Source organism: Saccharothrix sp. ST-888 (assembly GCF_000955975.1).
Classification (GTDB): domain Bacteria; phylum Actinomycetota; class Actinomycetes; order Streptomycetales; family Streptomycetaceae; genus Kitasatospora.
On record NZ_JYJF01000105.1, the window covers coordinates 1 to 26,521 of the forward strand.

The window sequence follows — 26,521 nt, forward strand, 5'->3', positions numbered from 1 at the left end:
AACAACAACAACAATAACAACAACAACGGTGGTGGCGGGGCGAACAACAACAACAATAACAACAACGGTGGTGGCGGGGCGAACAACAACAACAATAACAACAACGCTGGCGGCGGGGCGAACAACAACAATAACAACAATGGCTGAATTTCCGGGTCCGACGGTCGGGTGTTCTAAAGTCACCCGGCCGCCGGACTGTCACGTGCGCGCCTTGCGGTGGGCGGAGGCCGGTTGCCCCTCGCCCTATGCCTGTAGGTCCTCGAGATCGGCTGGCTCGGACAGCCCGGAGGCCGTACGGCCCCGTGCCCGGGCGCGCAGGTCCCGTGGAGTGTTCCAGACGCAGTCCACAGTGCCCCGGGGCCCACGCCGCCTTGGAGAGGGCAGCCGGACAGTTGCCGGCCCGGCCGGATTTCCCCGGCTGTTCGGGGGCTTGGCGGCGCCGCTGATGAGGAGGTCTGGAATTCAGATGTCCCCATCGGGGCATGGTCGGTGCCCTGGAGGCACTGCGCGAGGCGCGGCTCGCCGCGCAGGGCATCGGCGCCCTGTCCTTCGGCGACGTGCCGTGGGCCTGCCTGAGCACACTGTCGCTGAGTGCGGGGGACTGGTGCGTGCGAGCTGGGTCGGATGATGGTGAGGTTGCCGCGGGAGCGTATCGCCGGCGCCCGGATTCCAGGCTCAGGTGCGCCTCGTCCCGGCAGCAGCGATGCCCAGGGTGCGAGTGCGTCGGCAGGTAACTGCTTGGTGGTCAGCGGGGGATGAGACCGAGGGCGCGACGGCGGCCGTGAGTCGATGCCGAGTCCGGTGCAGATGCGGGCAAGGTGGGATTTTGACGGTTCCCTCGGTGAGGCGGATTCGGCCGGCGATGGAGGACCCGCAAAGCGAACAAGAGCCACGACCAGGGGGAGGCGGAGGTCGAGCGGGCCGATGCCGCACTGCGAACCCGTGCCAGGCGCTTGATGACGACCCTCGTCTGCCCACGGGATCACGGCGTTCACGCGGTCCCAGTCACGGACAGGCTGAACTTGCTCTTCAGTCGCCGGCCGGTGAGCAGAGGCCGACTCGGTCGGCGGGTTCTGCATCGGAGGGGAAGGGCACACCACCTTTCGTCAGAATTGCAAAAGGGACGCCCGGCGGTCAGCGCAAGCAGCCGACCGCCTTGTCTGTGCACTGCCGTACATCTGCCGTGGCGAGTGCCGACGGGTGGCAGTGCGGCCGACCTCGTCCCACGAAAGCGAATGGCCGGAAAGCTGGTGGATTCGTGAGGCTGTGGCCGGGGATCCGTACGGCCCGGCCGACCTCTTGGAACAGTTGAGCCGCGACTCTGACCCGCACGTGCGAATAGTTGCTCCAGCGGCAGGAGAGCGACTTCGAGGACATCGGGCGGGTCGTTGCGGAGGCCGCCGCGGCGAGTTCGGAGCCGTGCGGGGGTGTCCGGCAGGCCCTGATCAACCAGATCAAGGCGGTCAGGGACAGAGTCCTCATCCCGCACGGAGTGAACATTGCTGGCCTGGCGGGCCGGGGGAACGAGGTGCTCGGCCCGTCGGCGGAGGGGTGGGGTGCGAAGCAGATCGCCGGGAAGCTCGGTTACTCGGAGTGGACCGCCAAGGGCATCGTGCGCGGTGTCGTCGCACGGCTCGGCCTCCGCAGCCGCACCCGGGCCGTCGGCCACACGCTGTGTACCGGAGGGCTCCGAGCCGAAGGGCGTTGCAGTGTCGTTGTCTTGACGCCAGGTCAGGAAAACGACACTGCGAATTGCCGCTCAGCTGATGTTCGTTGAGCTCAGGATCTGCTGCGACGAGGGGAAGCAGGCGGTGGGCACCTGGACGGTGAAGAAGCCGAGCGGGACGGTTGCCGTGAAGGTCAGGCCGGGGGACGCGTAGCTGGTGCCGCCGAGCGCGGTCTGCACGGTGCTGCCGGCGGCGCCGGCCGTCAGGTCCAGGGTGAGGGCGGGCAGCGTGAAGGTACTCCCGCCGGCTATCGAACTGTTCACCGTGACGATGACGTCGGAGCCGCTGACGGCGACGCTCGCGCTGCCCGGGTTGGTGCCGCCCGTGATCGACTCGCCGACCAGGGTGGCGTTCGCAGGCACCGGGACGGTGAGCCGGATGCCGCTGATGGACTTCAGGGTGTACCCGCTCACCGAGGTGGGGACCGTGAGCGGGTCGGGAGCCAGGGTGACGGAGAACCGGCTGCCGGCGGCCACCGAGTCCGGCGCGGTGGCGTTGACCCCGGCGTGCAGGTCGAAGGTCTGCGCGGAGCCGATCGGCGGCGTCGCCTGGCAGGCCAGGTCGACCGGGGTATCGGCGGCCGACGCCGGGGGTGCGACCAGCCCGGCCGTGACCAGCCCGCCGATCAGTACCAGTGCGACGCGTGGGAGGACGGACGTGAATCTCATCTGCTTCTCCTGCCCTGCCTGTGGGTTGAGCCCCTGGGGGGGTTTCCCTGGCCATGCCAAGGGGTTTCAGGATGGGCGCCGCCCTCGACCGCAACAAGCCTTTCAGTCAAGGAATCTGAGCTAGTTTCAGCCATTCCCGCCACTGTCGACTCCGGACGTGATATGGGACCTCCGGCCGGTTCCACGGGCCGGGCGTGGCCCGGTGAGGCCGATCGGTACGATCACCGGATGACCGATCCGAGTGTGCCGCAGCCGGTGCTGACCGAACGCCTTGAGCTGCGGGCCGTCGGCCCGGCTGACCTGGCGGCCCTCTACGCCATCACCTCCGACTCCGCCACCTGGCGCCATGACCCGGAGGGCCGTCACACCGCCCCGGGGGTCACCGCGCGGTGGATCGAACGTTGCACCGCGCACCGGGAGTCGACCGGTGTCAGCTACTGGATGGCCCGGCTCCGCAGCAGCGGCACCGTGGTCGGCGTCGGGGGCGCCCAGCGCCAGAACCCGGGTTTCTGGAACCTCTACTACCGCCTGGCCCCCGCCCACTGGGGCAACGGCTACGCCACGGAGCTCTGCCGGGCCGCGATCCGCACGGCCGTCCGGCAGGACCCCGACCTCCCCGTGGTCGCCTGGATCCACGCGCACAACACCGCCTCACGGGCGGTCGCCGCCCGCCTCGGCCTGCGCGACCTCGGCCTGCGGCCGGAGCCCTGGAAGCGCCAGCCCATGCACGCCTACGCCGACCGCGAGCTGACCTTCGGCTGACCCGGGCCCCGGGCGGCGCTCACCGCGGTGGCGCCACCCGGGCCGGGCCGACCCAGTAGACCGTCTCCCGGCGGACCGGGACGAAGCCTGCTGCCTCGGCCAGGGCGCGGCTGGGGCCGTTGGAGCCGGGCACCGTCCAGGTCGGGATCCGGCCGCGGCGGCGGACGGCGCCGGTGACCGTGCCGACGCAGGCCAGGCCGAGCCCCGCCCGGCGGAACTCCGGGACGGTCACCACGGCGACGTCCTCGTAGCAGCGGCCGCGCAGATAGGTGGCCGCGACCGAGACCAGCCGACCGTGGGCGAAGGCGCCCCAGGCGCCGGCCGCAGCGGCCGGCGCACGGTCCGGGCCCCAGGTCTCGGTGATCCAGCGCAGCCCCGGGTCCAGCTCGGCGAGCTGGGCCGCCGCGTCCGCCGTGGTCAGCGGGCGCAGCCGGACGCCGGGCGGAAGGTCGGGCAGGCGAGGCGGGTGCTGCTGGGTGCAGATCACCCGCACCCAGGGCATGACCGAGGCGAAGGTCCGGCCGAGCAGCGGCAGGAAGCGGTCGGGCGCGCTGAACTGGCCGCGTCCGAGCGGGGCGAGCTGCTCCGCCGCGATGAACCGCGGGTCGCCGCGCACGACGCGGTGCGGACCGCACTGCACCAGCACGGTGCGCGGCGAGTGCGGCCGGTCGGCCCAGTACGCACCGTTCCCGGTGAGCAGGACGTGCGCGGCCAGGACGCCGGGACCGGGTGTCTCCGGCAGGAACCAGGGGTCGAGCAGCGGCTGGCGGCTCGCGCCGTGGACCACCGGACGCGGAAGCACGGCGGCGGCCACAGAGGACCTCGCAAGAGGACGGTTGGGCACCTGTCCAGTGAACTCCCTTCTCCGGGAAATGCATGCGACGTTGACGTGTTTCTGGCGGCGCGCCGCGGGTTGCTGACGGACCCTTGGCGGGGGATCAGTTCGACTTGGGGCGGCGGTCGGCCGGCCGGCGGGGCGGGATCGGGGTGGCGGGGAAGTCGCGCGGGCCGGACCAGAGGGCGGGGACGGCGTCGCAGCGCCGGGCCAGCTCGTAGGCCAGCGCCTCGTAGTTGACCCGCCAGCCCCGGAAGTGCGGCCAGGCGTCGGCGACTTCACGCTCCTTGGTGATCCCGCTGGCGACGATCATGGCGACCGCCGCGTCGAACTCCTCGTAGCTGAGCCGGATCGGGGCGTCCGGCTCGGGGTCGGCGTCGAAGTCGATCCGCAGGGTCCGGGCGATGTCGCGCATGGCGGTGAACCCGGCGCGCAGCACCAGCCGGGCCTCCGGCGGGGCGGAGCGTGGGCAGATGGCGAGCTGGATCGCCGCCGCGTCCAGCACGGCGATCAGGGCGACCACCCAGTTGCGGTTGGGCTGCGGGGAGCGGAAGGAGAGCAGCACCGGGTAGTTGGAGTGCCCCTCGCCGATGTCGGCGGCCAGCCGCTCCCAGTCGCGGTAGAGCTGCGGCAGCGCGGTCTCGGTGTCCACCAGCGACTGACGGGCCAGCAGCTCGGGACCCCAGGCCGGCTCGCCCGCCCGGGACTCCAGCAGGGTCACCTCCACCTCGCGCCGGTTGTAGGAGCCGTAGAGGGTCGGCAGGTATCCGATCAGCAGGGCGATGGTCAGCGGGCCGCTCGCGGCCGCGATGAAGTCCAGGGTGCTCAGCCGCAGCCGGTCGCTGCTGGCGAAGCCCAGGGTGAACAGGCTGGACCCGGCCTCGCGGAAGGAGATCCCCCAGGACAGCTCCGAAGTGCCGTGCAGCAGCAGGGTGTAGGCGCAGAGCATGCCGATCAGCCAGGTGCTGAGCATGCCGACCAGTATCAGCGGGGCGAGCCAGGTCTGTGCCCGGTCGTGCGCCTGGTAGTCGCTGCCGAACGGCGCCGCCAGCTGCCTGAGCGCACCGCGCAGTACGGCCCAGAGCCGGTAGACCAGGGCCGAGTAGAGTCCGCGCGGTACCACCAGGGTGCGCAGGATGCTCGCCACTGTGATCACCAGGAGGACCAGTCCGGCCAGGGTGTAGATCAACGTCATGGCGACATTGTGACCCGGTGGCCGGCCCGCGCCGTTCGATGGGCGCCGGCCACCGGGTGGGTCGTGGCGCCGGGCGGAGTCCGGGGTCCGTGGGGTCTGTGGGGTGAGGGGCCGTCAGCCGGTGGCGAGGGCCCTGAGGCGGTCGTACCCGCCGTTGAAGTAGTCCTGGTCGCCCGGCAGGGGGCCGGAGTCGGAGTACTGCCAGATGGTCTGGTAGGCCCAGCCGGCCGGTAGCGCGCCGACGCTGCCGGCGTAGTGGGCCAGCCAGAGCGGGTCGGTGCCGCCGAAGCCGCTGTAGTCGCCGGTGCAGGCGGTCCACCAGCTCGTGGTGGTGTAGATGACGGGGTAGCGTCCGGTGCGGTTCAGCACCGTGGTGCTGAAGTCGCGGATCCAGCCGACCATCGCGCTCCGGCTGAGCCCGTAGCAGTCCGCGCCGTACGGGTTGTACTCGAGGTCGACGGCGGGCGGCATGGTCTTGCCGTCGTTCGACCAGCCGCCGCCGTGGCCGACGAACCAGTCGGCCTGGGCGGTGCCGCCGGAGGCGTCCGGCAGCGCGAAGTGGTAGGCGCCCCGGATCAGGCCCGCGGTGTAGGAGCCGTTGTACTGCTGGGTGAAGTACGGGTTGGTGTAGCCGGTGCCCTCGGTGGCCTTGGTGTAGGCGAAGGCGGCGCCGCCCGCCGCCGCGCCCGGCCAGTCGACACCGCCCTGCCAGCCGGCCACGTCCATGCCGGGGGTCTGGGTGACCAGCGGCCCGGCGGGGCCGCTCGATCTGCCCTCGTGCGCGGCGACGGTCGAACCGGCGTGGTCGAGGTCGAAGTGGTGGCGGACCGGTGCGCCCTGGGGCGCCGGGCTGGCGGCCTGCGCGGGTACGGCTGCTGCGCCGAGCAGCAGGGCGCCTGCCGCGCAGGCCAGGGCGGTGCGCCGCAGCAGGCGGTGGACGGTGTGGACGGTGGTGTCGGTGGAGCGGTGAAGTGCGGGTGCATGGCTGGGCATGGGCACTCCTTCGGACCGGGAACGGGCCGGTGCCGCGGTCGGCACCGCCGCACACGAAGGAGGTTAGGCATGGACCCGTCAGCGGCGCCATGGCCCTGATCCCGTCTCGGCAGTCCGTCGGAAGGTGCTGGGGTCGCATTGGGCCGGCATTCGCCCGCGCAACGCCGTTCGTTCAGGCGGCGATCGGCACGGCCGGGAGCGGAGGCCGGTCCGCCCGGCAGGCGGAGGCTGGAGACGGGCCTTCGCGGACTTCGAGGACCGCGAGGCGGTGGGCACCGGGAATCGGGAAGGACGGTGCCCGGAGGACCGCTTGCGGGTGTGGCACGATGCAGTCGGGCCGCTCGGAGACCGGCGGTCCGGGGAGCAGGCGGAGGAGAGGGAGGGGCGCGTGTCGTCCGAGGGTGCTGAGCTGACGTTCCGTCCGGCCGGGGCGGCGGATGTGCCCGCGCTGGTGGCGCTGGTCGAATCCGCCTACCGGGGTGACGCCAGCCGGGTCGGCTGGACCACCGAGGCCGACCTGCTGGACGGCCGCCGAACCGACGCCGAGGGCGTCACCGAGGCCATCGAGCACCCGCACGGCCTGGTCCTGGTCGTCGAACGGGCCGGTGAGCTGCTCGCCTGCTGTCAGCTCGAACGACGGGACAACGTCGCCTACTTCGGCATGTTCTCGGTCCGCCCCGAGAGCCAGGGCGGCGGACTCGGCCGGGCCGTACTCGAACACGCCGAGCAGGTCGCCCGGGAGCAGTGGGGCGCCGCCGAGCTGGAGATGACCGTCATCGAGCAGCGGGCCGACCTGATCGCCTGGTACGAGCGCCGGGGCTTCCGCCGGACCGGCGTCTACCTGCCGTTCCCCTACGGCGACGAGCGCTTCGGCATACCGCGCCGACCTGACCTGCGCTTCGAGAAGCTGGTCAAGGACCTCTGACGGCCGCGCCGCCGACGGGTGGGGGTTGCAGTGACGAGTGGGGGAGACGCAGTGACGGACCGGGGGCTGGACTCCGACGGGTACATCGCCCGCGAGGGTGCGCTGAGCCGCGTTACGGACGCCTTCGCGCCCGTGGTGGGCGCGGCCCGCACCCGGATCGCCGAGTCCTTCGGCCCCGCGCTGCTGCACAGTGCCTACCTCTACGGAAGCATCCCGCGCGGCACCGCCGTCCCCGGCCGCTCCGACCTGGACCTGCTGCTGGCGCTGCGCCGCGAGCCCACCGCCGCCGACCGGACGGCGGCCACGGCGCTCGGGGCGGCACTCGACGCTGAGTTCCCGCAGATCGTGGGTGGCGGAGTGCTGCTGTCCAGCGAGGCCGCCGTGCTGAGCGAGCTCGAACGGTACGACCTCGGCTGGTTCCTCGCCTGTCTGTGCACGCCGCTACTCGGTGAGGACCTGGCCGGCCGGCTGCCCCGCTACCGCCCGACCTCGCTGCTGGCCCGGGAGACCAACGGCGACCTGGCAGCGGCGATCCCGGGCTGGCGCGAGCGGCTGGCAAGCGGTGCCGACGCCGGGTCGAGGGCACTCGCCCGGGGTGTCTCGCGCCGCCTGGTCCGTAGCGGGTTCACCCTGGTCATGCCGCGCTGGGGCGGCTGGACCAGCGATCTGACCGCCTCCGCCGAGATCTTCGCGCGCTACTACCCCGAGCGGGCCGGGCAGATGCGTACTGCCGCAGCGGTGGCCCGGACCTCCGCCGCCGAGCCGGCGGTGCTGGCCCTGCTGATCGAGGACCTGGCGCCGTGGCTGGCCGCCGAGTACACCGCCGTCCACGGGGAGAAGACGCCGCGCGGGTGAGCCGTCGGCACCCGTCCGGCGGACCCGGGTGGCGGGTCGGGATCAGCCGCCGTAGAGGCTGCAGAGCCTGGCCTGTTCCGAACCCGGCGCCCACTCACCGAGCCGCTCGGCCTCGGAGCACACCTTCAGGGACGGGAACAGACCGGTCGGGGTCCCGTTCGAGGGCCGCGCGGGGTGCGGCCTCGGGTGCGGCGGTGCGGCTGGTCCGGGCCGACCGTGCTGACGGGGCGTCCGCGCCTGTTCGGACTGCCGATCGGACTCGTCCCCGGACGCGGCGGCCGCCGTGCCCGGGTCCGTGCCCGGGCCCGCGTCCCGGGCCGTCGACGGCGAGGGGGACGGCGAGGGGGAGGACGAGGCCGACGGGCTCACGGAGCCCGTGGTCGTGGCGGCGGTCGGGTCGAGGGCGGCACTCGCCTCGCCGCTCGGGCTCGGACTGCCCGAGACGGGCGCGGTGACCAGCACACCCGTGCTGCGGCCGGACGGCCCGCAGGTGGCCAGCAGCGCGCCCAGCAGCGCGAAGCCGGTGAGGCCGCCGACCACCATCGCCACCCGGCGGGCCCGGCGTCCCGGCGGCGGCGGGGGAGTGACCGGCGGCTCCCACGGTGTCGGCGGCGGCACCAGCGGCCTCGGCGGTGCGGGCGGTGACGTCTGGAACGGGGCATCCGGCTGCCGCTCCCACTCGTACTGCCACGGTGCCTGCCACTTCTCTTCCACGCGTCCTCCCGCACACTCCGGGCCCGCGAGCGGCGGGCCGCCGTGTTCAACGAGCCAGGACCGTGCGGCGGAACGCCCGTCCCCGCGGCGTGTCGGCGCGCGCTGCGCCCCGTGCAGGGCCGTCGGCCGGGCGCGGTTCCGAGGGGTGTCACCAGGGCTGTGGCACGGCATCCGCACGGCGGTCGTGCGGGTGCGCGAACCTGCGGCCCCGCCGATCCTGAGGACATGAGCAGCAACAAGGACGACGCGTCCGAGACGACGCCGTTGGTGGAGATCGCCGAGTTCCGTACCGACAGCCGCTACCGGCTGGTGCACTTCCACGGGACGGGCTGGGAGCCGCTGGCCCCCGAGGAGTTCGAGCCACGGATCAAGCAGCTCTTCCCGGACCTGGACCCGCACGACGCCGTCCGGGTGCACTGGGCGGACCGCCCCTGGGAGTGGCCGGCCTGGCACCCCGGCGAGGCTTAGCCCGACCGGCACACGGGGGGCGGTGTCCCGTGTGCCGGAAGCGGTCCCGGCGGGACGGCCGGGACCGTACGCTCGGACGATGCGAGCCGCATCGTGGCAGGACGCCTGGACGGGCGGCCGACGAGCCGTTCACCTCGGCAACGTCGCCGACTTCAACGCGCAGTTCCTCCCGCAGGGTCCGGAACTTCGCAGGCTGGGCCACCACTACTCCTGCCTGGCCGCGTTCTACACCCCGCACCCCGCCCTGCTGGTCCTCCCGCACCAGGCCGAGGAGGGCTGGCTCCGCAGACTGGCCGAGGTGCTGGCCTGGGAGCCGGTGGAGGTGCACAGCGGGATCGCGGACGAGCACTCCACGCTCGCCGAGGGGCTCGCGGCCCGTCCCGCGCTGCGGCGGCGGATCGAGGAGCTCGGGCTGCCGGTCCGCCCCTGGGGTGCGACCGCCGGGCCGGCCGCGACGCCGGGCGGGCCGCAGCACGCGGTGCTCGAAGCCGTCCGCCGCTTCGAGTCCAAGGCCGAGTCGCATGCGCTGTTCAGCCGGCTCGCTCCGCACCACCCCGCGGTCCGGGTGCCTGGCCAGCGGGCGGTGGAGTCGCCGCGCCGGCTGGTCCGGCTGGTGCGGGAGCACGCCGCGCTCGGGCGGACCGTCGTCCTCAAGGCGCCGCACGGCGTCGGCGGTTACGGCACCGTCGTCCTGACGGCCGACCAGGTCGGTGCGGCGGGCGGTCCCCGGGCGGCGCTGCGCGCGCTGCGGGCCGCCCGGATCCTCCCCGCGCAGAGCGGGATCCTGCTGGAGGAGCACATCGCCGCCCACCGCAGCCTCCCCGACCTCACCTTCGACGGCGTGATCGCCGAGGACGGCAGTGTCCACCCCGTGGGCGTGGCGGCGATGGACGTGGACGAGGTCCACTACCGGGGCGCCACGGTCGGTCCCGGGGTGGTGGCCGAGGCGCTCGCGGCCCCGGCCACCACCTTCGGTACCGCGGTGGGCCGGGAGCTGGCCGAGGTGGGCCACCGGGGCTGGTACGACATCGACTTCGTGGTGGACCGCACCGGCCGGCTCGCCCCGACCGAGACCAACCTGCGGCTGACCGGTCCGGCGGTGGCCTTCATGCTGAAGGCCCGGCTCGACGCCGTACGCGACCGGGGCGGCCACTGCGTACGCACCATCGACCAGGTTCCGGTCGGGGTCCGCCTCCCGCAGCGGGCCCTGCTCGACCAGCTGGAACGGGTCGCCGTCCGCTGCGCCCGGCTCGGGGCGACGCTCCTGCCGACCATCCCGACCGCCGGGTTCGAGGAACTCCCCACCGTGGGGGTCGCGTTGGCCGCCCGGTCGACCGACGTGCTCACCGCGGCCGAGGCGGTGCTGCGCACTGCGCTCCGTGCTGCCGGGGACTGCTGGGAGTGACCGGGGGCGTGGCGGAAGCGGCCTGTATGCGTCGGTGGCTACAGCGGGTGTGCGGGTGAACGCGCGGGGGAATTACTGCGGTTGGGACACCGATCCGCGCGGTCGAGGCGCCCCGGTGCGGTGAACCGAGGTGTCCCGGGGCTGTCCGAACGGTGCCACAACCCCGTAACGCGCGGGTATCCGGGGTTCCAGCGGGCAGGTTGGAAGTGTCAGGGCTCGCAGGATCAGTGCCGTTGCAAGGGGTACAGCCAATGCGCATCAGGTCTGTTCATCGGATGGGCGCCGAGCGGCGCGCGATCGCGGTGCCGGCCGCCGTCCTCGCCGCTGTGGCGCTGACGGCCACGGCGTGCTCGTCGTCCTCGGGCGGGGCGTCGGCCGGCTCGTCGGCCGCGGCGCCACCGGCCGCGGCGGCCTCGGGGAGCGGGTCGGCGGGAGCCCCGGGAGGCACCGGAGGCACCGGGTCGGCAAGTGCGGGCGCGGGAGGCGGCGGCGGGCAGTCGCAGTCGTCCGGGGCCACCGCGGTGCGCGTCGGTACCGCTTCGACGCGGGCGTGCACCAGCAGCCAGCTGTCGGTCGTGCAGAAGGATCCCAGCGTCGGCGCGGGTCAGTACTACGCGACCCTGGTGTTCACCAACACCTCGGCCGCCAGCTGCACGCTGACCGGCTACCCGGGCCTCTCCTACGTCGCCACCAACGGTGTGCAGTCCGGCAATGCCGCCGCGCGCGCCGCGGGCAGCGTCGGCACCGTGACGCTCAAGCCGGGCGGGACGGCGAAGGCGACCCTGCACGACAGCAACGGCGTCGGCGGCTACGACCCGGCGGAGTGCCAGCTCGCGCCCGCCCAGGGGCTGCGGATCTACCCGCCGAACGAGCAGGCCGCCCTCTTCCTGCCCTGGAAGACCGACCACTGCGCGGGGCCGACCATCCACGCCCTCACCATCGGCCCGGTCGAGCAGGGCTGAACGCAGGGCCCGTCTTCAAACTCCCGCCTGCCGGGCGACGTTGGGGCACGCACCTCGCCGCGTTGTCGTCGGTCGCCGATGGCCCCCAGCCTCCGGCCGGGCGGTGCCCCCACCGCATGGACTCTCCCCCAGCCTCCGGCCGGGAGGTACCCCCATCCTCCGCCTTGCGATGCACACACCCCAACGCCGCCCGGCCCGCCCTCCGGGCGGACGACGGGAATTCGAAGACGGGCCTCGGGGGCCGAAGCCGAGTTGGCGAGGTCTCAGGGCGCCACCGAGGTCTCAGGGCACCACGGTGACCGGCCAGCGTGCGGCCTTGACCAGGCGGACGGCGAGTGAGCCCATCACCCGGTGGCCGGCCTGCTCGGAGGCGCCGACCACCACGGCGTCGGCGCGCAGGCCGTCCGCCGTGTCGGCGAGACCGGTGAACGGGTCGCCGACCAGGGTGTGGAACTCCCAGTGGACGCTGAAGGTCGAGCCGAGCCGTTCGGCGGCCTCGCGGGCCTGCTGCACGATCTCCTCGGCGACGCTCTCGGTGGTGCCGCCGAGCTCGCCGCCGAAGCCGGTCATCGCCAGCATGGCGGACACCGGCTGGACGTACACCAGCGCGAGCTTCGAGCCCTGTCGGCGAGCCAGTCCGGCGGCGTAGGCGGCGGCTCGCCAGGACGAGTCCGAGCCGTCCACCCCGACGACGATCACCTTGGGGCCGTCCGTGCCGCGTTCGAACATCGCCGCGCCTTCCCTGGGGAACGTATGACCCCAGTCTACGGACGGCCTGCCGGGGCGGCGGGCGCAGGGCGGCGGGCGCAGGGCGGGGGAGCAGGGCGGAAGCAGGGCGCGGGGTGGAGGGAGCGGGGTGGCGGTGACCCGGTGGCCGCGCGACAGGGCCTCGGCCACCGCTCGGCCTCCCGTGCTTCCGTCTGCCCCGAGGACGGTGACGCGCACGGTGCCCGGCTCCTCCACCGGGTGGCCGTGACGGCCTGCCTGTCACTTAGCGCTAAGGCATGCCCACTACACTGGGCCGATGGCAGATCACGTCGACCGCGTAGTGGAGCAGTGGGCAGCGGAGCGCCCCGACCTGGATGTGTCGCCGATGGCGGTGATCGGGCGGCTGAAGCGGCTCTCCCGGCTGGTCGAGTCCGAACTGCGGCGGACCTTCAGCGCGCACGGGCTCGACGCCGCGTCCTTCGACGTCCTCGCCACGCTGCGCCGCAGCGGCCCGCCCTACCGGCTCACCCCGACCGGGCTGATGCACGCGTCGATGGTCACCTCGGGGGCGGTCACCCAGCGGCTCGACCGGCTGGAGGCGCGCGGTCTGGTGGCGCGCGTCTCCAGCGAGTCGGACGGCCGCAGCGTGCTCGTCGCGCTCACCGACGAGGGCCGCGAACTCATCGACCGGGCCCTGCCCGACCATCTCGACACCGAGCACCGCCTGCTCGCCGGGCTCACCGGGCCGCAGCGGGCGGCCCTGGCCGAGTCGCTCCGGACCCTCCTGGAGTCGCTCGGGGACAGTGCGGACTGACCTCCGGTGGTCCGCTCAGTCGAGGGCCAGGGCCGCGAGGTCGTACCGCTCCGGGACGGGCCAGGGGGCGGAGGCCGGTTCGGACGCCGCGTCACGTGCCAGGCGGCGCAGGCCGGTCTCGAACTCCGCCGTCGTCAGATAGCTGAACTTCGACTGCGGCCGGGTGCTCATCCGCTCGTGGTAGGCACGCAGAGCCGGGGTGACCGGCTGGGCGAAGGAGGTGACCTCCCGGACGGTGAAGCCCGCCCGGGTGAAGTCCGCGAGGACCTCCTGGCGGCCGGGGAACCGCTGCTCGTCCACGGCCCGCAGCTGGGGCCAGTAGTCGTAGACGAGCGCGTCCAGCCGTTCCCGGAACGTCGTACGGATCACCACGACCCCGCCGGGCCGCAGGACGCGCGTCAACTCCCGGGCGCACGCCGGGCGGTCGGGCAGATGGTGCACCACCCGGGAGAGCAGCGCGAGGTCGAAGCTCTCCGCGCGGGTCGGCACCGCCTCCGCGCTGCCGACCACGTAGTGGACGCCGGGGTGCGCGTTGTGCCGCCGTGCCTGCTCCAGCATCGGCACCGAGGGATCGACCCCCACCACGGGAGACGCCCGCTGCCATCGGGCCAGCGCCGCACAGAACATGCCCGTGCCCGCGCCGATCTCCAGCACGGCGGGAGCCGGGCACGGCGCGAACGAAGCGATCAGCTCCGCCCAGGCGCGGAGCGAGGACTCCGGCATCGCGTTGCCCGGCTGGTAGGCGCCGGCCAGACGTACGTCGTCGTGTAGTCGCGTCATCACGCGATCCTCGCGGGTAACCCCGCTCTGCGGCAAGGGCGTTGGGCATGTGCCGACGGCGGCTTCGGCAGGCTGCTCCCGGTCGGGAAACCGTTGGACAGGTCGACGGCGTCGTCCTCTACTGTGCTCTGCGGCAGATCGGCGGGTCGGGCGGGAGGGCGCGGCATGTGGTCGAAGGTTCCGTTCGGGGACGGCCTGCGGGCCGAACCGGGCGCGCCCGGCGGTCCCGGCGGCTGGGCAGCAGTCCGCGCTCCCGGGTCTGGCGGGCGAAGCTCGCCGGGGTGCCCGTGGTGGTGAAGCAGCTGGTGGAGGGGCCGGGCGCCGAGGAGCGGTACGCCGGCGAGGTGGCCGCGCTGCGGATCGCCGCCCGGGCGCGGACACCGGTGGTGCCCGTCCTGCTCGGCACCGACCCCGACGAGCGGGTCCTGGTCCTGGAACACCTGGAACACCTGGAGCACCGGCGCCCGTTTGGCGACTGGATCGTCGGCTACGCCGAGGCGCTGGCCCGGCCGCACGCCACGGCAGGCCCGCAGGACGCACCGCTGGCTGATCCGGGGCGACGCGCTGGTCCAGCGGGCCCTGCGCGGAACCACCGACCAGCTGGCCCGGATTCCGGAACGGGACTGGAAGTGGGGCACCGTGACCGCCCGGCAGCGACCGGCCCACCGCCTCGGCGTGGTGGGCCGGATGGCTGCGGAGCGCCCGGAGCTCCGTGGCCTGGGCCGGCTCGGCACGGACCTGCGCCACCGGATGCTCACCCGCTGGCCCGGGCTCCGGCCCGTGCCGTCAGAGCGGCCGTGACCGCCGGCGTGCTCCGGTGTTCCGCCAGGCCGGGGCCGGGCCGCTCCGGCCGGTCAGCGGGTGTCCGCGCGGGTACTGATGGGGGTGTCGGCGGGGATGTCGGAGGGGGTGCCGGCGGACTTCGGCGGATGCCAGGCGAAGAAACGCACGACGACCAGGGCGGCGATGATCAGGGTCACGTTGAAGCCGTAGACCAGGGCGGCCTGGCGGGGCCAGTCGGTGGCACGGCTGGTGCGGTACCAGTTGTCCTGCGGCCACCAGGCGATCAGCAGCCAGGCGACGGCAACGAGCGTCGAGGTGGTCAGCAGTGGCGGCCGGGCCGGCTGCTGGCGCTCCAGGACCGGTCGGCCGAGGACGAGGAAGGCCACGCCTGCGCCGAACCCCAACCACTCGGCGATGTAGAGCAGTTCGAAGAGCAGGGCCCAGGGCGATGGTACGGCGGAGAGATCGGTCGAGCCCGGCCAGAAGAGATCGGTGCCGGCGAAGGCCAGGGAGGCGACGAACAGCGTGATCAGCGCGCCCGCCGTCCCCAGGCCGGACGAAGTCCCGCCGCGCGCGGCGCGGACCGGCCGGTAGCCCGCCTTGGCGCTGCCGAGCGGGCGCACCCCGGCCTTGGCCGAGCCCGGACGGGTGGCGGAGGCCGGTCGCGACCCGGGTGCGGCGGTGTGGCCGCGCGGGGCCGGCAGCGGCAGGCTGCGGTGGTCCAGCTTGCCCGCCCGGGTGCGCGGCAGGGTGGGCAGCGGCACCACCGCGTCCGGTATCAGCCGGTCCGGCAGCCGCTCGGCGAGGTACGCGCGCAGGGCCCAGCCCTCGGCCACGCCGTCCGCGTCGCTGCCGCCCGTATCTGTGCCGTCCGCATGTGTCCCGTCCGCCGGGGAGCCGGCTCCGGCGTCCGGGGCCGGGCCGGCGGTCACCACGTAGGCGACCAGCCGGGGTTGCTCCGATGCCGTCCGGACCCGGGCGACCGCGCTCTCCCGGACACCCGGGTGGCCGCGCAGCACCGCCTCGACCTCGGCGAGTTCGGCGAGCTCGGTGACGGTGCCGGCCTCGCCCGCGGCCGGTCCGTCGGTGCCCCGGCCCAGGTACTCCAACCGGCCGTCGGCGCGCAGCCGTCCGATGTCGCCGGTGCGGTAGACCCGGCCGTCCTGGTCGAGGTCGGTGGCCCGGAAGCGGGCCGCGGTGAGATCGGGCCGGTTCAGGTAGCCGCGGCCGACGCCGGGACCGGCGAGGCAGATCTCGCCCGGCTGCCCCGGCGGCACCGGCCGCCCGGCCGGATCCAGCAGGTGGATGCGGGTGCCCGGGAACGGCCGTCCGATCAGCGAGATCAGCTCGGCCTGCTCCGGGGCCTCGGCCAGCGTCGAGCTGTCGAAGTAGGTGCTGTCGACGGCCGCCTCGGCGACACCGTACACATTGATGTGGCGGACCGCGGGGCCGAGGTAGCGCTGGAGGCGCAGCTGCTCGTCCAGGTACCACTTCTCCGCGCCCACCGAGAGCAGCCGGACCTCGCCCAACTCCAGTCCGCGCGGCCGGAGATGGGCGAACAGGCGCCTGAGCGTGTGGACGTTGGTCTCCATCACCGTCACCTCCTCGCGCAGCACCAGCTCGTGCAGCTCGGAGATCTCCGCGGTGCGGTCCAGGGTGAAGTTCCGCCGCGCCATCACCAGCGTGCCGCCGCTGCCCAGCGCGCGGATCCAGTCGGCGGTGAAGACGTCGAACTCCAGCGTCGCCGTCTGCAGGAAGCGGTCGGTGGCGGAGAGCCGGTAGACCGACTGCCAACCCCGGTACGCGTGCAGCAGGTTGCGGTGCTCGATCAGCGTTCCCTTGGGCGCCCCGGTGGAGCCCGAGGTGTAGAACACGCAGGCCAGGTCGGACGGTTGGACCCGGACGCCGAGCGGAGTCGCCGGCTGGGCGGCGATCGCGGCGGCGGTGGTGTCCACGCACAGCACGGTGCGGCTGCTGGCGTCCGTGAGCCTGACCCGGTACGCCTCCTCGGTGACCAGCACCAGCGGGTCCGCCTCCGAGAGCACATGGCGGACGGTGGGGTCGGGGCCCGTCGGCTCCAACGGGACGTATGCGGCACCCGACTTGAGCACCGCCAGCAGCGCCGTCAGCAGTCCGGGGCCGCGGCTGAGCGCGACCGCCGCCAGGCCGCCGGGGCCGAGGCCCAGATCGGCGAGCTGATGGGCCAGCCGCTCCGCCCCGGCATCCAGCTCCGCGTAGCTGAGCCGCTCCGCGCCGCAGATCACGGCGACCGCCTCGGGCGTCCGCCGGGCGTGCTCCTCGAACAGCTGGTGGACGGCCTGCGCCTCCCCGAGCGCATCGGTCTCAGTGGCCATTGCTCGTTCCCTCCCTTTTCGGTGGCACCGATCGGATCCTCCCCATCCCCACTGACAGTGTGCGGCCAGATCGGCTGAGTGATCCTCCTCGGGTACGGAGTAGTTGCACACCTGTCACCGCTTCGGGACGGAGCGGGTGGTAGCGGCCCGGGATCGGGGTCGACCGGGGTCCGGGTCGGTCGGCACGTGACCGGTGGCTGGACGGTCCGGCCGCCGGTCCGGCCGCGCTGTTAGCCTGGCGCAAGATCGTTCGTACCGAGGAGGACCGGCATGGCGAGCGCCGAAGTACCGTCCGGGGGGCCGCTGCTGCGCACCCGCGAGGTGGACGTCGTCCGCGACGGCCGCTACCTGCTGCGATCGATCTCGCTGACGGTCGAACCGGGCCAGCACTGGGCCCTGCTCGGCGCCAACGGGGCGGGCAAGAGCACGCTGCTCGGCCTGCTGGGCGCGGTCTCCCATCCCACCCACGGCGAAGTCCACGTCCTCGGCAGGAAGTTGGGCACGGTGGACATCCGGTCGCTGCGCACCCACCTCGGGCACGTCAATCCGCGGCACCCGCTGCGCACCCCGCGCAGCGTCCGCGAGGTGGTGCTCACCGGCCTCACCAACAGCATCGAACCCGAGCTCCGCTGGCAGCCCACCGTCGAGCAGAGCGCCCACGCCGAGCGGCTGATGGACACCATGGGCCTGGCCAGGATCGCCGACTCGCCCTGGACCACGCTCTCGCAGGGCGAACGCGGCCGGGTCCTGATCGCCCGCGCCCTGATGCCCAGGCCCAGGCTGCTCCTGCTCGACGAGCCCGCCACCGGACTCGACCTCACCGCCCGCGAACTCCTGCTCGGCAGCCTGGACCTGCTCCGCTCCCAGCACCCCGAGCTCGCCACCGTGCTGGTCACCCACCACCTGGAGGAACTCCCGGAGACCACCACGCACGCCCTGCTGCTGCGCGAGGGCGAGTGCGTGGCGGCCGGTCCGGTGGACCGGGTGATGACCACCGAGCTGATCAGCGCCTGCTTCGGCCACCCGATCCGGATCAGCCGGGTGGACGGTCGCTGGAGCGCCCGCGCGCAACCCCGCCGCCCGACGGACGTCTGAGGCCGCCGAGCCGCGGTGGTTCTTACGGCCGGAGGGGCGACTCGGCGGGCGGTCTCACGGAACGGGCCGGCCCGCGCACTCGGCCTGGAACTCCTCGCGGCCGGCTTCCAGTTGCGCCTCGGTTTCGTCGAGGTGGGCCTGCAGCTGAGCCAGCCGCTGCCGAAGCAGCTGGACCGTCGTCCCGTTCCCGTCCGGATTCGCCGTCAGGGCGTCCAGCTGGGCCTGGGTGCCGGAGATCGACTGCTTCGTCTTCTCGATGTCGGTCAGGCATCCTTTGACGAAGTCTCGCAGGATGTCGCAGGGGCCGTGCATGCGCTGCCTCCGATGAAGTGGTGGACGGGCGCCCCCGGGCTCACCGGGGACGCCCATTGCACTGTGCCCTCGGCGCCGTCCGGGTGCAGCCTCAGCGGGCCGTTCGGGGTGCCGCGTCGGCATCGGTGCGAGCCGGTGCGGGCCTGGTCCCGATGACGACGGTGGCGTCCAGATCGTCGCAGGTGGCCACCCGTACGGTCAGGCCGCCGGCGGTGCAGGCCGCCGCGGTCCGCGGGACCTGGCGTTCGCTCGTCTCGATCAGCAGGTGGCCGCCGGGGGCCAGCCAGCGGGCGGCCTCCGCGGCCACCCGGCGCTGGATGTCGAGGCCGTCCGCGCCGCCGTCGAGCGTCACCAGCGGCTCGTGCTCACGCGCCTCCGGCGGCAGGAACCGGATCTCGTCGGTGGGTACGTACGGCGCGTTGGCGATCAGGACGTCGACGCGGCCCCGGAGCGTGCCGGGCAGCGGCTCGTAGAGGTCGCCCTGGTACACCCGGCCGTCGGCGGCGGCGATGTTGCGACGGGCGCACCGCACCGCGGCGGGCTCGATGTCGGCGGCGTGCAGCTCGATCCCGTCCAGGGACGAGAGCAGGGCGGCACCCACCGCACCCGAACCGCAGCAGAGGTCGACCACCACGGCACGCGGCCCGGCCAGCGCGGCGGCCTGCCGGGCCAGGAACTCGGTACGGCGGCGGGGGACGAAGACCCCGGGGTCGACACGGACCCGCAGGCCGCAGAACTCGGCCCAGCCCAGGACGTGTTCGAGGGGCAGGCCGACGACCCGGCGGTCCACCATGCCGATGAGCTCGACCGGTGTACGGGCGGTGGAGATGATCAGCCGCGCCTCGTCCTCGGCGAAGACACAGCCGGCGGCGCGCAGCCTGGCAACGATGGTGGAGCGAAGGAGAGATGACGGGAAGACCGGCACGGGAACCTTTCGGGAAGCCTGTGGGCACTCCCGCGGTCGCCAGCTATGCCGGAGTGACCGCACGGTCGTCAGAGGGGAGCACCCGACCTGATACAGCGGTAATTGGTCCCACCTCCTCGATTCGTCAACTGCGTCCACTGGTGGACATGTGAAACAGTACATGATCCCCGTCTTGCCGTGAGTCGGCCCCGACGGCCCGGCCCGGAGACGGAACTCCGGGCCGGGCCGTGCGGGTGTGCCGGGCGTACGGGCGTACGGGCGTGCGGTCAGGACGGCAGGTGCGCCTCGATCGCGGCGATCAGCTCGGCCGACTCGGGCTCGGTGCGCGGGCGGAAGCGGCCCGCCACGGTGCCGTCGGGAGCGAGCAGGAACTTCTCGAAGTTCCAGGTGATGTCCCCGGCCTCGCCCTCGGCGTCGGCGGCCTTGGTGAGCTCGGCGTACAGCGGGTGCCGGTCCTCCCCGTTGACCTCGATCTTCTCGAAGAGCGGGAAGGACACGCCGTAGGTGGTCGAGCAGAAGGTCTGGATCTCCTCGGCGCTGCCCGGCTCCTGGCCCATGAACTGGTTGCACGGGAACCCGAGCACGGTGAACCCGCGCTCGGCGTAGCGCTGCTGCAGCTGCTCCAGGCCCGCGTACTGCGGCGTCAGACCGCACTTCGACGCCACGTTGACCAGCAGCAGGGCCTTGCCCTTGTGGTCGGCCAGTGAGGCGGGCTGCCCGGTCAGGGTGTTCAGCGGGATGTCGTACAGGCTCACGGGGTGTCCCTTCGGTAGGTGTTCGCCGGAGCGGACAACTGCCGGTCCGGCCCCGGTGTTCCCGGCCAGCTTGCCATCCCGGGGCCGGTCAGCGGGTCCGACGGCCTTGTGCGCTCGCCCGGCCCTCGGTGCGCCGCACCCTCTCAGGGCAACTTGGCGGCCAGGACGTCCACGGGACGGATGTCGGGAGCACCTACCAGCATGGTGGGGGCGTTCTCCAGCAGTGCGGCGGCGATGGCTCCCTCCAGGTGGGCCCGGCGCCCCGACTCGTCGTCGAAGGTGTCGAAGATCCCGAAGCCGGTCGGGCCCTCGCGGAAGGCGAACCAGGTGACGGTGGCCTCCTCCTGCTGTGCCAGTCGGAGTGCGTCCCGCAGCATGGCCGCGATCTGCTCGGCGTACTCGGGCTTGGCTTCGAAACGGGCCAGCAGGCCGATCTTCGTCATGGGTGGCTCCTTGCCGTCTGTGGTGTGTGCTGCTGCCTTGCGATCACGACGCTACGGCCCGGCGGTGATCACCGACGAGTGTCGTGACCGACACGATTGATACGGTTTCCGCCATGGAAATCGCGATACTCGTGGTCGACGGCGTCTTCGACTCGGGCCTGGCCGCCGTCCTCGACGTGCTCCGCACCGCCGACGAGCTGCGCGACGAAATTCCCAACCCGCCGTACTGGCGGGCCCGTACGGTCGGTATCGACGGTCCGGTCACCACCGCCGCAGGGCACCAAGTCCCGGTTCTCCCGGCGGACGAGGCCATCGACCGGGCCGACCTCGTGGTGCTGCCCGGCCTGTCCGGGCGTACTCCGCAGGCGCTGGTCTCGCACGTCGCGTCGGCGGAGTGCGAGCCGGTCCGACGGCTGCTCGCGGACGCGCACGCCCGAGGCCGCCGGATCGCCTCGGCCTGCTCGGGGACCGTGCTGCTCGCCGAGACGGGCATCCTCAACGGCCGGCACGCCACCACCAGTTGGTGGCTGGCGCCGACGTTCCGTGAGCGCTACCCGGAGGTGCTGCTGGACGACACCCGGATGGTGGTCGAGTCGGGCAGCACCATCACGGCCGGTGCCGCGTTCGGGCATGTGGACCTCGCCCTGGCGATCGTCCGGATGCTCAGCCCGGCCCTGGCGGAACTGGTCTCCCGCTACCTGGTGGTGGACGACCGCCCCTCCCAGGCCACCTACGCCGTCCCGAGCATCCTCGCCAAGCACGATCCCACCGTCGCCGCCTTCGAGTCCTGGATCCGCGCCCACCTGGCCGAGCCGCTGTGCCTCCCGGACGCCGCCCGGGCGCTCGGCATCAGCGAACGCACCCTCCAGCGCGCCGTGCGCCGGACCCTGGACACCACCCCGGTCCGCTTCGCCCAGGACATCCGGGCCGAACAGGCCAGCCACCTGCTGCGCACCACCGACCTCCCGGTCGAGGCCGTCGCCCGCCGGGTCGGCTACGAGAACGGCAACACCCTCAGGATCCTGCTGCGCGAGCGTCGCGGGGTCACCGTCGGCATGCTGCGCCGACACTGACGGGCCGCCGGATCCGTACTCGGTCATAAAACTCCCGAGTCGGGCGAACCACGGCGAACCGTGTTGATGGCGGACTCGCCACAATTCCAGGGTCGCCCATCTGCATCCAGGCGTTGGCCCGTTCCGAACTGCCCGGCCCCCTGGGGGCCGGGCAGTCGGGCCGATCCGCCGCGTCAGCGGGCGGCCGCCTGGGCGGCCAGGCCGTTGGCCCACAGCGAGTCCACCCGGCGCTTCTCGGTGGCGTTCGGGTAGGGGTTGGTGCAGGACGGGCCGGGGCCGCCACCGGACATCAACTCACTGCACGGGCCCGAGTAGTGGTCCGGCAGGCCGAGCACGTGCCCGGTCTCGTGCGCGACGATCCGGACCGGGCTGTACTGCTGGGCCTGGCTGTAGTCGAGGAAGACGTAGCCCCGGCCGTGGCCGTCCGTGCTGGCGTACGAGCCGCGCGAGTCGTTGCCCTCGTAGTAGTCGAAGTCCGCGTTGCTGCCCGCCCGGAGCTGGATGTTGCGCTCCGAGCTGTTCCAGATCTGGGCGCTGCTGGCTATCTGACCGGCGAAGGACGGCGCGTTGCTCGGGTCGTAGGTGACGACGACGGCCTTGACCCACGGGTTCGCCGCCTGCTTGGCCAGGGCGGACTTCATCACGGCCTGGTAGAAGGCCTTGTTGTTCGCCTGCTCGGTGGCCGAACCGGTGTACGAGGACGCGGTGTACCCCTGGAGCGGAGCGGTGTCGGCGGTCGCCGCGGCGGCGGGTACGGCGGCCAGACCGCCCGCCAGGGCAAGCCCGAGGGTCGCGGACAGGGCAAGTATCGAGAGCTTCATGTGGGGGAACTCCATTCGCGAGTTCCACGATCGCTGTGGGGCAACGACGTGGAACATCGGATGAACCGGTGTTGCACAGAGCTTCGTTCAGTCCTCCGAGCGAGCGGATGATGTCAACCGGCGATAGCTCGACCCAATACCCCCTGTTGGTGATTCAATGGTGAAACGTTTCACTATCTGGCATGTCCCTGGCGGATAATCTGACCCATCGTTATGCTCCGTTCGTGGAGCTAGATGTGAGGCATCTCCGGGTGGTGTGCGCCGTTGCGGACACCGGCAGCGTACGAAAGGCCGCGCTGCAGCTCGGCATGACCCAGCCCTCCCTCACCACCCAGCTGCACCGGATCGAACGGACCATCGGCGGCGCCCTGTTCACCCGCGAGCAGACCGGCAGCAGACCCACCGCCCTCGGCCACTCCGTGGTCTCCCGCGCCCGGCCGATCCTCACCGAGATGGCCGCCCTGGTCGCCGCCGCCCGGCAGGAGGCGGCCGGCGGCGAACGGAGACGGCTGCGGATCGGCAGCGTCGGCAGCCGCGCGGTCGCGGGCTGGCTGCGCCGGGTCCGCGACCGCTGCGCCGAGACCGACCCCACCATCCACATCGACATCTCCGCCATCGCACTGCTGCGCATGGTCGCCGCCGACCAGCTCGACATCGCCTTCGTCCACGAGAGCGAGGGCTTCCCGCTGCACGTCCCGGCCGGGGCGGAGCACCGCGTCCTGGTCGCCCGCGAACCGCAGTTCGTCGCGCTGTCCGACGGGCACCCGGCCGCCGCGCGGTCCGTGGTGCACCTCGCGGACCTCGCCGACGACACCTGGATGGTCGACCCGACGGCGGACCACGAGTACGCGGCGATGCGCCGGGTGTTCAGCGAGGCCGGACTCGACCCGCGCGTGGTGCAGGTGCGCGACCACGCCACCGCCACCGAACTCATCGCTTCCGGCGAGGCCGTACGCCCCTGCCAGCCCACCTCGGTGGCCGGGCCCGGCACCGCCGTCCGCCCCGTCCACGGCGACCCCCTCGCCGTCCGGCTGCTGCTGATCTGGAGATCCAGAGCGCTCAGCACAGGCACCCTCGACGCCCTCTACGCCGACCTCCGCTCCGCCTACATCGACCTCGCCCGCGTCAACCCCGCCTACTTCTCCTGGCTGCTCCAGCACAACCGCACCCTGCTCCCGGCGGAAGCCCGCGCCCGCAAACCTCGGCATGCCACCGGCTGATCGACCGTCAAAAAGAGACTGAGGCTGAGACCGAGAGCGGGCGTCGGACGCGGCTCCGCCGCCTGGCTGCAGGACTGGCCCTCGAAGCCCTCGGAGTGCTGCTGATCGCCGCGGTGGCGTTCGACCGGCTCCCGCTGGGGGAGAATCCGCTGCTCAGGCACGGACCCCAGCTGGTCGGCGTCCTCCTGATCGGACAGGGCGCCTACCTGGTGGCCGGGTCGCGCCGGGCTCCCCGCTGAGGCCAATGCCCGCCGCCGGGGCCGGTGCACGGCCGGGCTGGGCCAATGAGGTGATCTCTCCCCGTCGGGCGAAACGGATCTGCTACGGACACGTTCTCTCAGGACGTGTCCCGTTCGCACAGCGGTGCGGGCGGGGCATGGTCCGTGTCGCCTGCTGGAAGGATGAGATCGTGGTCCCGATGACCGCTCGGCGTGAACCGGCTGTTCCCGTGGCACCGGGGAGCGTTCCGGGTCTGGGACATGTCCCGGCGTTGCTGCGGGATCCGCTGGGATTCCTCGGGTCGCTCTCCCACCTCGGTGGAGTGGTGCAGATCCGGCTGGGGCCGCGCGTGGTCTGCGTGGTCACCGACGCGACCCTGGTGCACACGCTGCTGGTCGCGCTCGCCCACGACTGCCCGCGCGGCGCGGTGCAGTCCACGCTGAAGACGGCGTTCGGGGACGGCCTGCTGATGTCCGAGGGACAGGCGCACCGGAACCGCCGCCGGACGATCCAGCCGGTCTTCGGCCCCGACCGGATGGCCGCGTACGTACCCGTGATGCAGCAGGTGGCCGAGGAGCGGGTCGGACGCTGGCAGGCCGGCCAACCCCTGGACGTCGCCAAGGAGATGAACCACCTCGCACTGGAGATCGTCACCCGGGCCCTGTTCGGTGCCCGTCTGGAGGAGGAGGCGACGCTCGCCTTCCACCGGGCACTGCCCGACATGGTGAAGGGACAGATCGTCCAGTCGCTGTATCCGCACCCGGCGTTCGCCCGGGTACCGCTGCCGGTCAACCGCCGCTTCGACGCCGCGGTCCGGGTCCTCAACCGGGTCGTGGACCAGGCCGTCGGCAGCACCGGTGGACAGGCCGCCGCCGACGGCACCCTGACGGCCCTGCTGCGCGGCGCCGTCGACCCGGTCTCCGGACTCCCGCTCACCGAGGCGGACGTGCGCTCCGAGGCCATCACCATGTTCGGTGCGGGCACCGAGACCGTCTCCTCCACCCTCACCTGGCTGATCCAGGAACTCCTCGACCACCCCGAGGCGGCGGCCCGGGTACTGGCCGAGCTCGACGAGCAGTTGGAGCCGGACGCCGACCTGACCCCGGAGGCCCTCGACCGCCTCACCTACACCCGCAGCGTGGCCCAGGAGGTGCTGCGGCTGCACACGCCCAACGCCTTCCTGATGCGCACCGCGACCAAGCAGGTCGAGCTCGGCCCGTACACCGTCCCGGCCGGAACCGAACTCCTCTACAGCCTCACCGCCCTGCACCGCGATCCGGCCCTGTACCCCGACCCGCTGCGCTTCGACCCCGAGCGCGGACAGCCGGGTTCCGCAGCCGGAGTCGGACGGCACGCGTTCCTGCCGTTCGGTGCGGGCAAGCACAAGTGCATCGGCGAGGCCTTCGCCTGGGCGGAGTTGGCGGTGGCTGCAGCAACGATCCTGCGGCGCTGGCGGCTGTCTCCCATCCCCGGCGAGCGCGCCCGCGAGGTGGTGTGGACCGCCGTCCAGGCCCAGGGGCTGCAGATCCGGATCGAGCCCCGCACCGATGACCGGCGCCCCGCCCTGCCTGCCCTCGCGGCCCTGTCCGCACCGGCCGGTGTGGGACTCGTCGTACCTGCCGGACCTGTTGTACCTGTCGGAGCGGCGGAGGTCTCGCGGTGAACCTCCCCGCACCCGGCCCGGTGTTAGCTCCGGCGAACCGGCCCCGCACCGGCCAGACCCCGCGTACGCCCGAGGAGTTCGCCGCTGCCGTCGTCCGCCACACCGGATGGGTGGTCGCCCGTGGCCTCCTCCCGGCGCAGGACGTGCCCCGCTACCAGGTCTTCGCGCTCCACGAACTGATCGGCCACTCCTACCCCCGGGCCCGGGGAGCCGAACTCGACCTGCTGCTGGACATCCTCGGCTGGTTCACCCTCCTCGACGACCGGTTCGACGGACCGACCGGCTACCGCCCGGCCGAGGCCCACGCCCTCATCGACCCGCTGCTCGCCGTCCTCCGCAGCCCCCGACCCGACGTCCCCGCACCGGACTTCCCCACATCCGGCCTCCCCGCCGCCGCACCGGATGCGGCACCGGATGCCGCGCTGATCGCCGCCTGGCAGGACCTCTGGCACCGTCAGGCCGGTCCGATGACCGACACCTGGCGCCGCCGGGCCGCCGCGGACTGGCGGGCCTGCCTGACCACCTTCGTCACCGAGACCCTCCACCGCGCCCGGGGTACCCTCCCCGGCCTGTCCGAGACGGCGCTGCTGCGCCGGCACGCCAGCTGCCTGTACCCGTTCATGAACATGCTCGAACGCGTGCATGGCACCGGGGCCGCGGCACAGCTGCACGCAGAACCGTCCCTGCACCGGCTGCGGGCGCAGACCGCCGACGCGGCGACGCTGATCAACGACCTCTTCTCGCTGGAACGCGAGGAGCGGCAGTCGGCGGCGCAGTTCAACATGGTGATGACCCTTCAGCGCACCTGCGGCTACCGCCGGGACGAGGCCATCACGGCGGTCCGCACCAAGGTGCGGCGGATCCAGGACGACAGCGATGCCCTGCGCAGACAGCTCGTCCGCCGGCACCCGGCCGGCCACTGGTACCTCCACGGCACCCGTGAACTGGTCGACGGTGTCTACACCTGGACCAGTACGTCCCACCGCTACCACGGCCACTGACGGTGAACTCCCCGGTCTGCGGGCGGAGTCCGGCGGGCGGCCCCCG

The 26,521-nt window shown here is 72.9% G+C and carries 29 protein-coding genes; 15 read left to right on the forward strand and 14 right to left on the reverse strand.

Features of this window, described 5'->3' with window-relative positions:
- Nucleotides 1-1,206: 1,206 nt before the first annotated feature.
- A complete protein-coding gene (locus UK12_RS45155; RefSeq protein WP_442973851.1) occupies nt 1,207-1,767 on the forward strand; it encodes a hypothetical protein in 561 nt (186 codons plus the stop codon).
- Here UK12_RS45155 and UK12_RS26360 read toward each other — a convergent pair.
- Nucleotides 1,760-2,395: a hypothetical protein gene (locus UK12_RS26360; protein WP_045305653.1), complete on the reverse strand. Its 636-nt coding sequence runs from the start codon at nt 2,393-2,395 to the stop codon at nt 1,760-1,762. The two genes, UK12_RS45155 and UK12_RS26360, sit on opposite strands and share 8 nt — an antisense overlap.
- Nucleotides 2,396-2,623: 228 nt before the next feature.
- Between UK12_RS26360 and UK12_RS26365 the strand changes: the two genes are divergently transcribed.
- A complete protein-coding gene (locus UK12_RS26365; protein WP_045305674.1) occupies nt 2,624-3,157 on the forward strand; it encodes a GNAT family N-acetyltransferase in 534 nt (177 codons plus the stop codon).
- Between the two features lie 19 nt (nt 3,158-3,176).
- Here UK12_RS26365 and UK12_RS26370 read toward each other — a convergent pair whose 3' ends face one another.
- The 3 genes from UK12_RS26370 to UK12_RS26380 all read right to left on the reverse strand — a co-directional run bounded on the left by UK12_RS26370 (nt 3,177) and on the right by UK12_RS26380 (nt 6,180).
- Nucleotides 3,177-3,971 (reverse strand): GNAT family N-acetyltransferase, encoded by a 795-nt coding sequence (locus tag UK12_RS26370; RefSeq protein ID WP_052682171.1) that lies wholly within the window; start codon nt 3,969-3,971, stop codon nt 3,177-3,179.
- 124 nt (nt 3,972-4,095) lie between these two features.
- Nucleotides 4,096-5,187, reverse strand: a complete 1,092-nt coding sequence (locus tag UK12_RS26375; protein ID WP_045305654.1) for a hypothetical protein — start codon at nt 5,185-5,187, stop codon at nt 4,096-4,098.
- A gap of 114 nt (nt 5,188-5,301) precedes the next feature.
- Nucleotides 5,302-6,180, reverse strand: coding sequence for a lysozyme (locus tag UK12_RS26380; RefSeq protein ID WP_082119966.1), 879 nt, complete (start codon nt 6,178-6,180; stop codon nt 5,302-5,304).
- Nucleotides 6,181-6,568: 388 nt separating this feature from the next.
- On the opposite strand from UK12_RS26380, the gene UK12_RS26385 reads away from it, so the two are divergent.
- Both UK12_RS26385 and UK12_RS26390 read left to right on the forward strand, forming a co-directional pair.
- Nucleotides 6,569-7,105 carry a GNAT family N-acetyltransferase gene (locus UK12_RS26385; RefSeq protein ID WP_045305655.1) on the forward strand — a complete coding sequence of 179 codons (537 nt, stop codon included), beginning with the start codon at nt 6,569-6,571 and terminating at the stop codon, nt 7,103-7,105.
- A gap of 51 nt (nt 7,106-7,156) precedes the next feature.
- On the forward strand, nt 7,157-7,960 hold the full coding sequence (locus UK12_RS26390; protein WP_045305656.1) for a nucleotidyltransferase: 804 nt from the start codon (nt 7,157-7,159) through the stop codon (nt 7,958-7,960).
- Nucleotides 7,961-8,002: 42 nt separating this feature from the next.
- Here UK12_RS26390 and UK12_RS26395 read toward each other — a convergent pair whose 3' ends face one another.
- The gene (locus UK12_RS26395) at nt 8,003-8,674 is read right to left on the reverse strand and encodes a hypothetical protein (RefSeq protein WP_045305657.1); all 672 of its coding nucleotides are present in this window, start codon (nt 8,672-8,674) and stop codon (nt 8,003-8,005) included.
- Between the two features lie 225 nt (nt 8,675-8,899).
- Here UK12_RS26395 and UK12_RS26400 point away from each other — a divergent pair, with 225 nt between their 5' ends.
- Both UK12_RS26400 and UK12_RS26405 read left to right on the forward strand, forming a co-directional pair.
- The gene (locus tag UK12_RS26400) at nt 8,900-9,142 is read left to right on the forward strand and encodes a hypothetical protein (protein ID WP_045305658.1); all 243 of its coding nucleotides are present in this window, start codon (nt 8,900-8,902) and stop codon (nt 9,140-9,142) included.
- A 79-nt stretch (nt 9,143-9,221) separates the two neighbouring features.
- On the forward strand, nt 9,222-10,547 hold the full coding sequence (locus UK12_RS26405; protein ID WP_045305659.1) for a hypothetical protein: 1,326 nt from the start codon (nt 9,222-9,224) through the stop codon (nt 10,545-10,547).
- Nucleotides 10,548-10,815: 268 nt separating this feature from the next.
- Here UK12_RS26405 and UK12_RS38460 read toward each other — a convergent pair whose 3' ends face one another.
- Nucleotides 10,816-10,995, reverse strand: coding sequence for a hypothetical protein (locus tag UK12_RS38460; RefSeq protein WP_082119967.1), 180 nt, complete (start codon nt 10,993-10,995; stop codon nt 10,816-10,818).
- Between the two features lie 73 nt (nt 10,996-11,068).
- Between UK12_RS38460 and UK12_RS26415 the strand changes: the two genes are divergently transcribed.
- Nucleotides 11,069-11,509 carry a DUF4232 domain-containing protein gene (locus UK12_RS26415; RefSeq protein ID WP_082119968.1) on the forward strand — a complete coding sequence of 147 codons (441 nt, stop codon included), beginning with the start codon at nt 11,069-11,071 and terminating at the stop codon, nt 11,507-11,509.
- A 282-nt stretch (nt 11,510-11,791) separates the two neighbouring features.
- On the opposite strand, the gene UK12_RS26420 is transcribed toward UK12_RS26415, so the two are convergent.
- Nucleotides 11,792-12,238 (reverse strand): universal stress protein, encoded by a 447-nt coding sequence (locus UK12_RS26420; RefSeq protein WP_045305661.1) that lies wholly within the window; start codon nt 12,236-12,238, stop codon nt 11,792-11,794.
- Between the two features lie 295 nt (nt 12,239-12,533).
- On the opposite strand from UK12_RS26420, the gene UK12_RS26425 reads away from it, so the two are divergent.
- Entirely contained in the window at nt 12,534-13,031 is a 498-nt protein-coding gene (locus UK12_RS26425) for a MarR family winged helix-turn-helix transcriptional regulator (protein WP_045305662.1), read from the forward strand.
- 15 nt (nt 13,032-13,046) lie between these two features.
- Here UK12_RS26425 and UK12_RS26430 read toward each other — a convergent pair whose 3' ends face one another.
- A complete protein-coding gene (locus UK12_RS26430) occupies nt 13,047-13,811 on the reverse strand; it encodes a class I SAM-dependent methyltransferase (RefSeq protein WP_045305663.1) in 765 nt (254 codons plus the stop codon).
- Nucleotides 13,812-14,279: 468 nt separating this feature from the next.
- Between UK12_RS26430 and UK12_RS41655 the strand changes: the two genes are divergently transcribed.
- The gene (locus UK12_RS41655) at nt 14,280-14,612 is read left to right on the forward strand and encodes a hypothetical protein (RefSeq protein WP_045305664.1); all 333 of its coding nucleotides are present in this window, start codon (nt 14,280-14,282) and stop codon (nt 14,610-14,612) included.
- A gap of 53 nt (nt 14,613-14,665) precedes the next feature.
- Here UK12_RS41655 and UK12_RS26440 read toward each other — a convergent pair whose 3' ends face one another.
- Nucleotides 14,666-16,948 (reverse strand): AMP-binding protein, encoded by a 2,283-nt coding sequence (locus tag UK12_RS26440; protein WP_052682173.1) that lies wholly within the window; start codon nt 16,946-16,948, stop codon nt 14,666-14,668.
- A 270-nt stretch (nt 16,949-17,218) separates the two neighbouring features.
- Between UK12_RS26440 and UK12_RS26445 the strand changes: the two genes are divergently transcribed.
- A complete protein-coding gene (locus UK12_RS26445; protein ID WP_045305665.1) occupies nt 17,219-18,043 on the forward strand; it encodes an ABC transporter ATP-binding protein in 825 nt (274 codons plus the stop codon).
- A 54-nt stretch (nt 18,044-18,097) separates the two neighbouring features.
- Here the strand turns inward: UK12_RS26445 and UK12_RS26450 are convergent, their stop codons facing one another.
- The 4 genes from UK12_RS26450 to UK12_RS26465 all read right to left on the reverse strand — a co-directional run bounded on the left by UK12_RS26450 (nt 18,098) and on the right by UK12_RS26465 (nt 20,478).
- Entirely contained in the window at nt 18,098-18,355 is a 258-nt protein-coding gene (locus UK12_RS26450; protein ID WP_045305666.1) for a hypothetical protein, read from the reverse strand.
- A 91-nt stretch (nt 18,356-18,446) separates the two neighbouring features.
- Nucleotides 18,447-19,280: a putative protein N(5)-glutamine methyltransferase gene (locus UK12_RS26455; RefSeq protein WP_045305667.1), complete on the reverse strand. Its 834-nt coding sequence runs from the start codon at nt 19,278-19,280 to the stop codon at nt 18,447-18,449.
- A 266-nt stretch (nt 19,281-19,546) separates the two neighbouring features.
- The gene (locus UK12_RS26460; protein WP_045305668.1) at nt 19,547-20,035 is read right to left on the reverse strand and encodes a glutathione peroxidase; all 489 of its coding nucleotides are present in this window, start codon (nt 20,033-20,035) and stop codon (nt 19,547-19,549) included.
- Nucleotides 20,036-20,178: 143 nt separating this feature from the next.
- Nucleotides 20,179-20,478, reverse strand: a complete 300-nt coding sequence (locus UK12_RS26465) for a putative quinol monooxygenase (RefSeq protein ID WP_045305669.1) — start codon at nt 20,476-20,478, stop codon at nt 20,179-20,181.
- 113 nt (nt 20,479-20,591) lie between these two features.
- Here UK12_RS26465 and UK12_RS26470 point away from each other — a divergent pair, with 113 nt between their 5' ends.
- A complete protein-coding gene (locus tag UK12_RS26470) occupies nt 20,592-21,551 on the forward strand; it encodes a GlxA family transcriptional regulator (protein WP_045305670.1) in 960 nt (319 codons plus the stop codon).
- A 173-nt stretch (nt 21,552-21,724) separates the two neighbouring features.
- On the opposite strand, the gene snpA is transcribed toward UK12_RS26470, so the two are convergent.
- Entirely contained in the window at nt 21,725-22,372 is a 648-nt protein-coding gene (gene snpA / locus UK12_RS26475; protein ID WP_045305679.1) for a snapalysin, read from the reverse strand.
- Nucleotides 22,373-22,596: 224 nt separating this feature from the next.
- Here snpA and UK12_RS26480 point away from each other — a divergent pair, with 224 nt between their 5' ends.
- The 4 genes from UK12_RS26480 to UK12_RS26490 all read left to right on the forward strand — a co-directional run bounded on the left by UK12_RS26480 (nt 22,597) and on the right by UK12_RS26490 (nt 26,475).
- A complete protein-coding gene (locus tag UK12_RS26480) occupies nt 22,597-23,592 on the forward strand; it encodes a LysR family transcriptional regulator (protein WP_197085190.1) in 996 nt (331 codons plus the stop codon).
- 95 nt (nt 23,593-23,687) lie between these two features.
- Nucleotides 23,688-23,831 (forward strand): hypothetical protein, encoded by a 144-nt coding sequence (locus UK12_RS40055; RefSeq protein ID WP_156178939.1) that lies wholly within the window; start codon nt 23,688-23,690, stop codon nt 23,829-23,831.
- Between the two features lie 179 nt (nt 23,832-24,010).
- A complete protein-coding gene (locus tag UK12_RS26485) occupies nt 24,011-25,474 on the forward strand; it encodes a cytochrome P450 (protein ID WP_197085191.1) in 1,464 nt (487 codons plus the stop codon).
- On the forward strand, nt 25,471-26,475 hold the full coding sequence (locus UK12_RS26490) for a terpene synthase family protein (RefSeq protein WP_045305672.1): 1,005 nt from the start codon (nt 25,471-25,473) through the stop codon (nt 26,473-26,475). Before UK12_RS26485 ends, UK12_RS26490 begins: the two co-directional genes overlap by 4 nt.
- Nucleotides 26,476-26,521 lie beyond the last annotated feature (46 nt).

Coding starts and splice junctions, on each gene's coding strand:
- UK12_RS26360 (WP_045305653.1), bottom strand. CDS start 2,395: ATGAGATTCACGTCCGTCCTCCCACGCGTCGCACTGGTACTGATCGGC.
- UK12_RS26365 (WP_045305674.1), top strand. CDS start 2,624: ATGACCGATCCGAGTGTGCCGCAGCCGGTGCTGACCGAACGCCTTGAG.
- UK12_RS26375 (WP_045305654.1), bottom strand. CDS start 5,187: ATGACGTTGATCTACACCCTGGCCGGACTGGTCCTCCTGGTGATCACA.
- UK12_RS26380 (WP_082119966.1), bottom strand. CDS start 6,180: ATGCCCAGCCATGCACCCGCACTTCACCGCTCCACCGACACCACCGTC.
- UK12_RS26400 (WP_045305658.1), top strand. CDS start 8,900: ATGAGCAGCAACAAGGACGACGCGTCCGAGACGACGCCGTTGGTGGAG.
- UK12_RS26405 (WP_045305659.1), top strand. CDS start 9,222: ATGCGAGCCGCATCGTGGCAGGACGCCTGGACGGGCGGCCGACGAGCC.
- UK12_RS26420 (WP_045305661.1), bottom strand. CDS start 12,238: ATGTTCGAACGCGGCACGGACGGCCCCAAGGTGATCGTCGTCGGGGTG.
- UK12_RS26425 (WP_045305662.1), top strand. CDS start 12,534: ATGGCAGATCACGTCGACCGCGTAGTGGAGCAGTGGGCAGCGGAGCGC.
- UK12_RS26430 (WP_045305663.1), bottom strand. CDS start 13,811: ATGACGCGACTACACGACGACGTACGTCTGGCCGGCGCCTACCAGCCG.
- UK12_RS26440 (WP_052682173.1), bottom strand. CDS start 16,948: ATGGCCACTGAGACCGATGCGCTCGGGGAGGCGCAGGCCGTCCACCAG.
- UK12_RS26445 (WP_045305665.1), top strand. CDS start 17,219: ATGGCGAGCGCCGAAGTACCGTCCGGGGGGCCGCTGCTGCGCACCCGC.
- UK12_RS26450 (WP_045305666.1), bottom strand. CDS start 18,355: ATGCACGGCCCCTGCGACATCCTGCGAGACTTCGTCAAAGGATGCCTG.
- UK12_RS26465 (WP_045305669.1), bottom strand. CDS start 20,478: ATGACGAAGATCGGCCTGCTGGCCCGTTTCGAAGCCAAGCCCGAGTAC.
- UK12_RS26470 (WP_045305670.1), top strand. CDS start 20,592: ATGGAAATCGCGATACTCGTGGTCGACGGCGTCTTCGACTCGGGCCTG.
- snpA (WP_045305679.1), bottom strand. CDS start 22,372: ATGAAGCTCTCGATACTTGCCCTGTCCGCGACCCTCGGGCTTGCCCTG.
- UK12_RS26485 (WP_197085191.1), top strand. CDS start 24,011: ATGACCGCTCGGCGTGAACCGGCTGTTCCCGTGGCACCGGGGAGCGTT.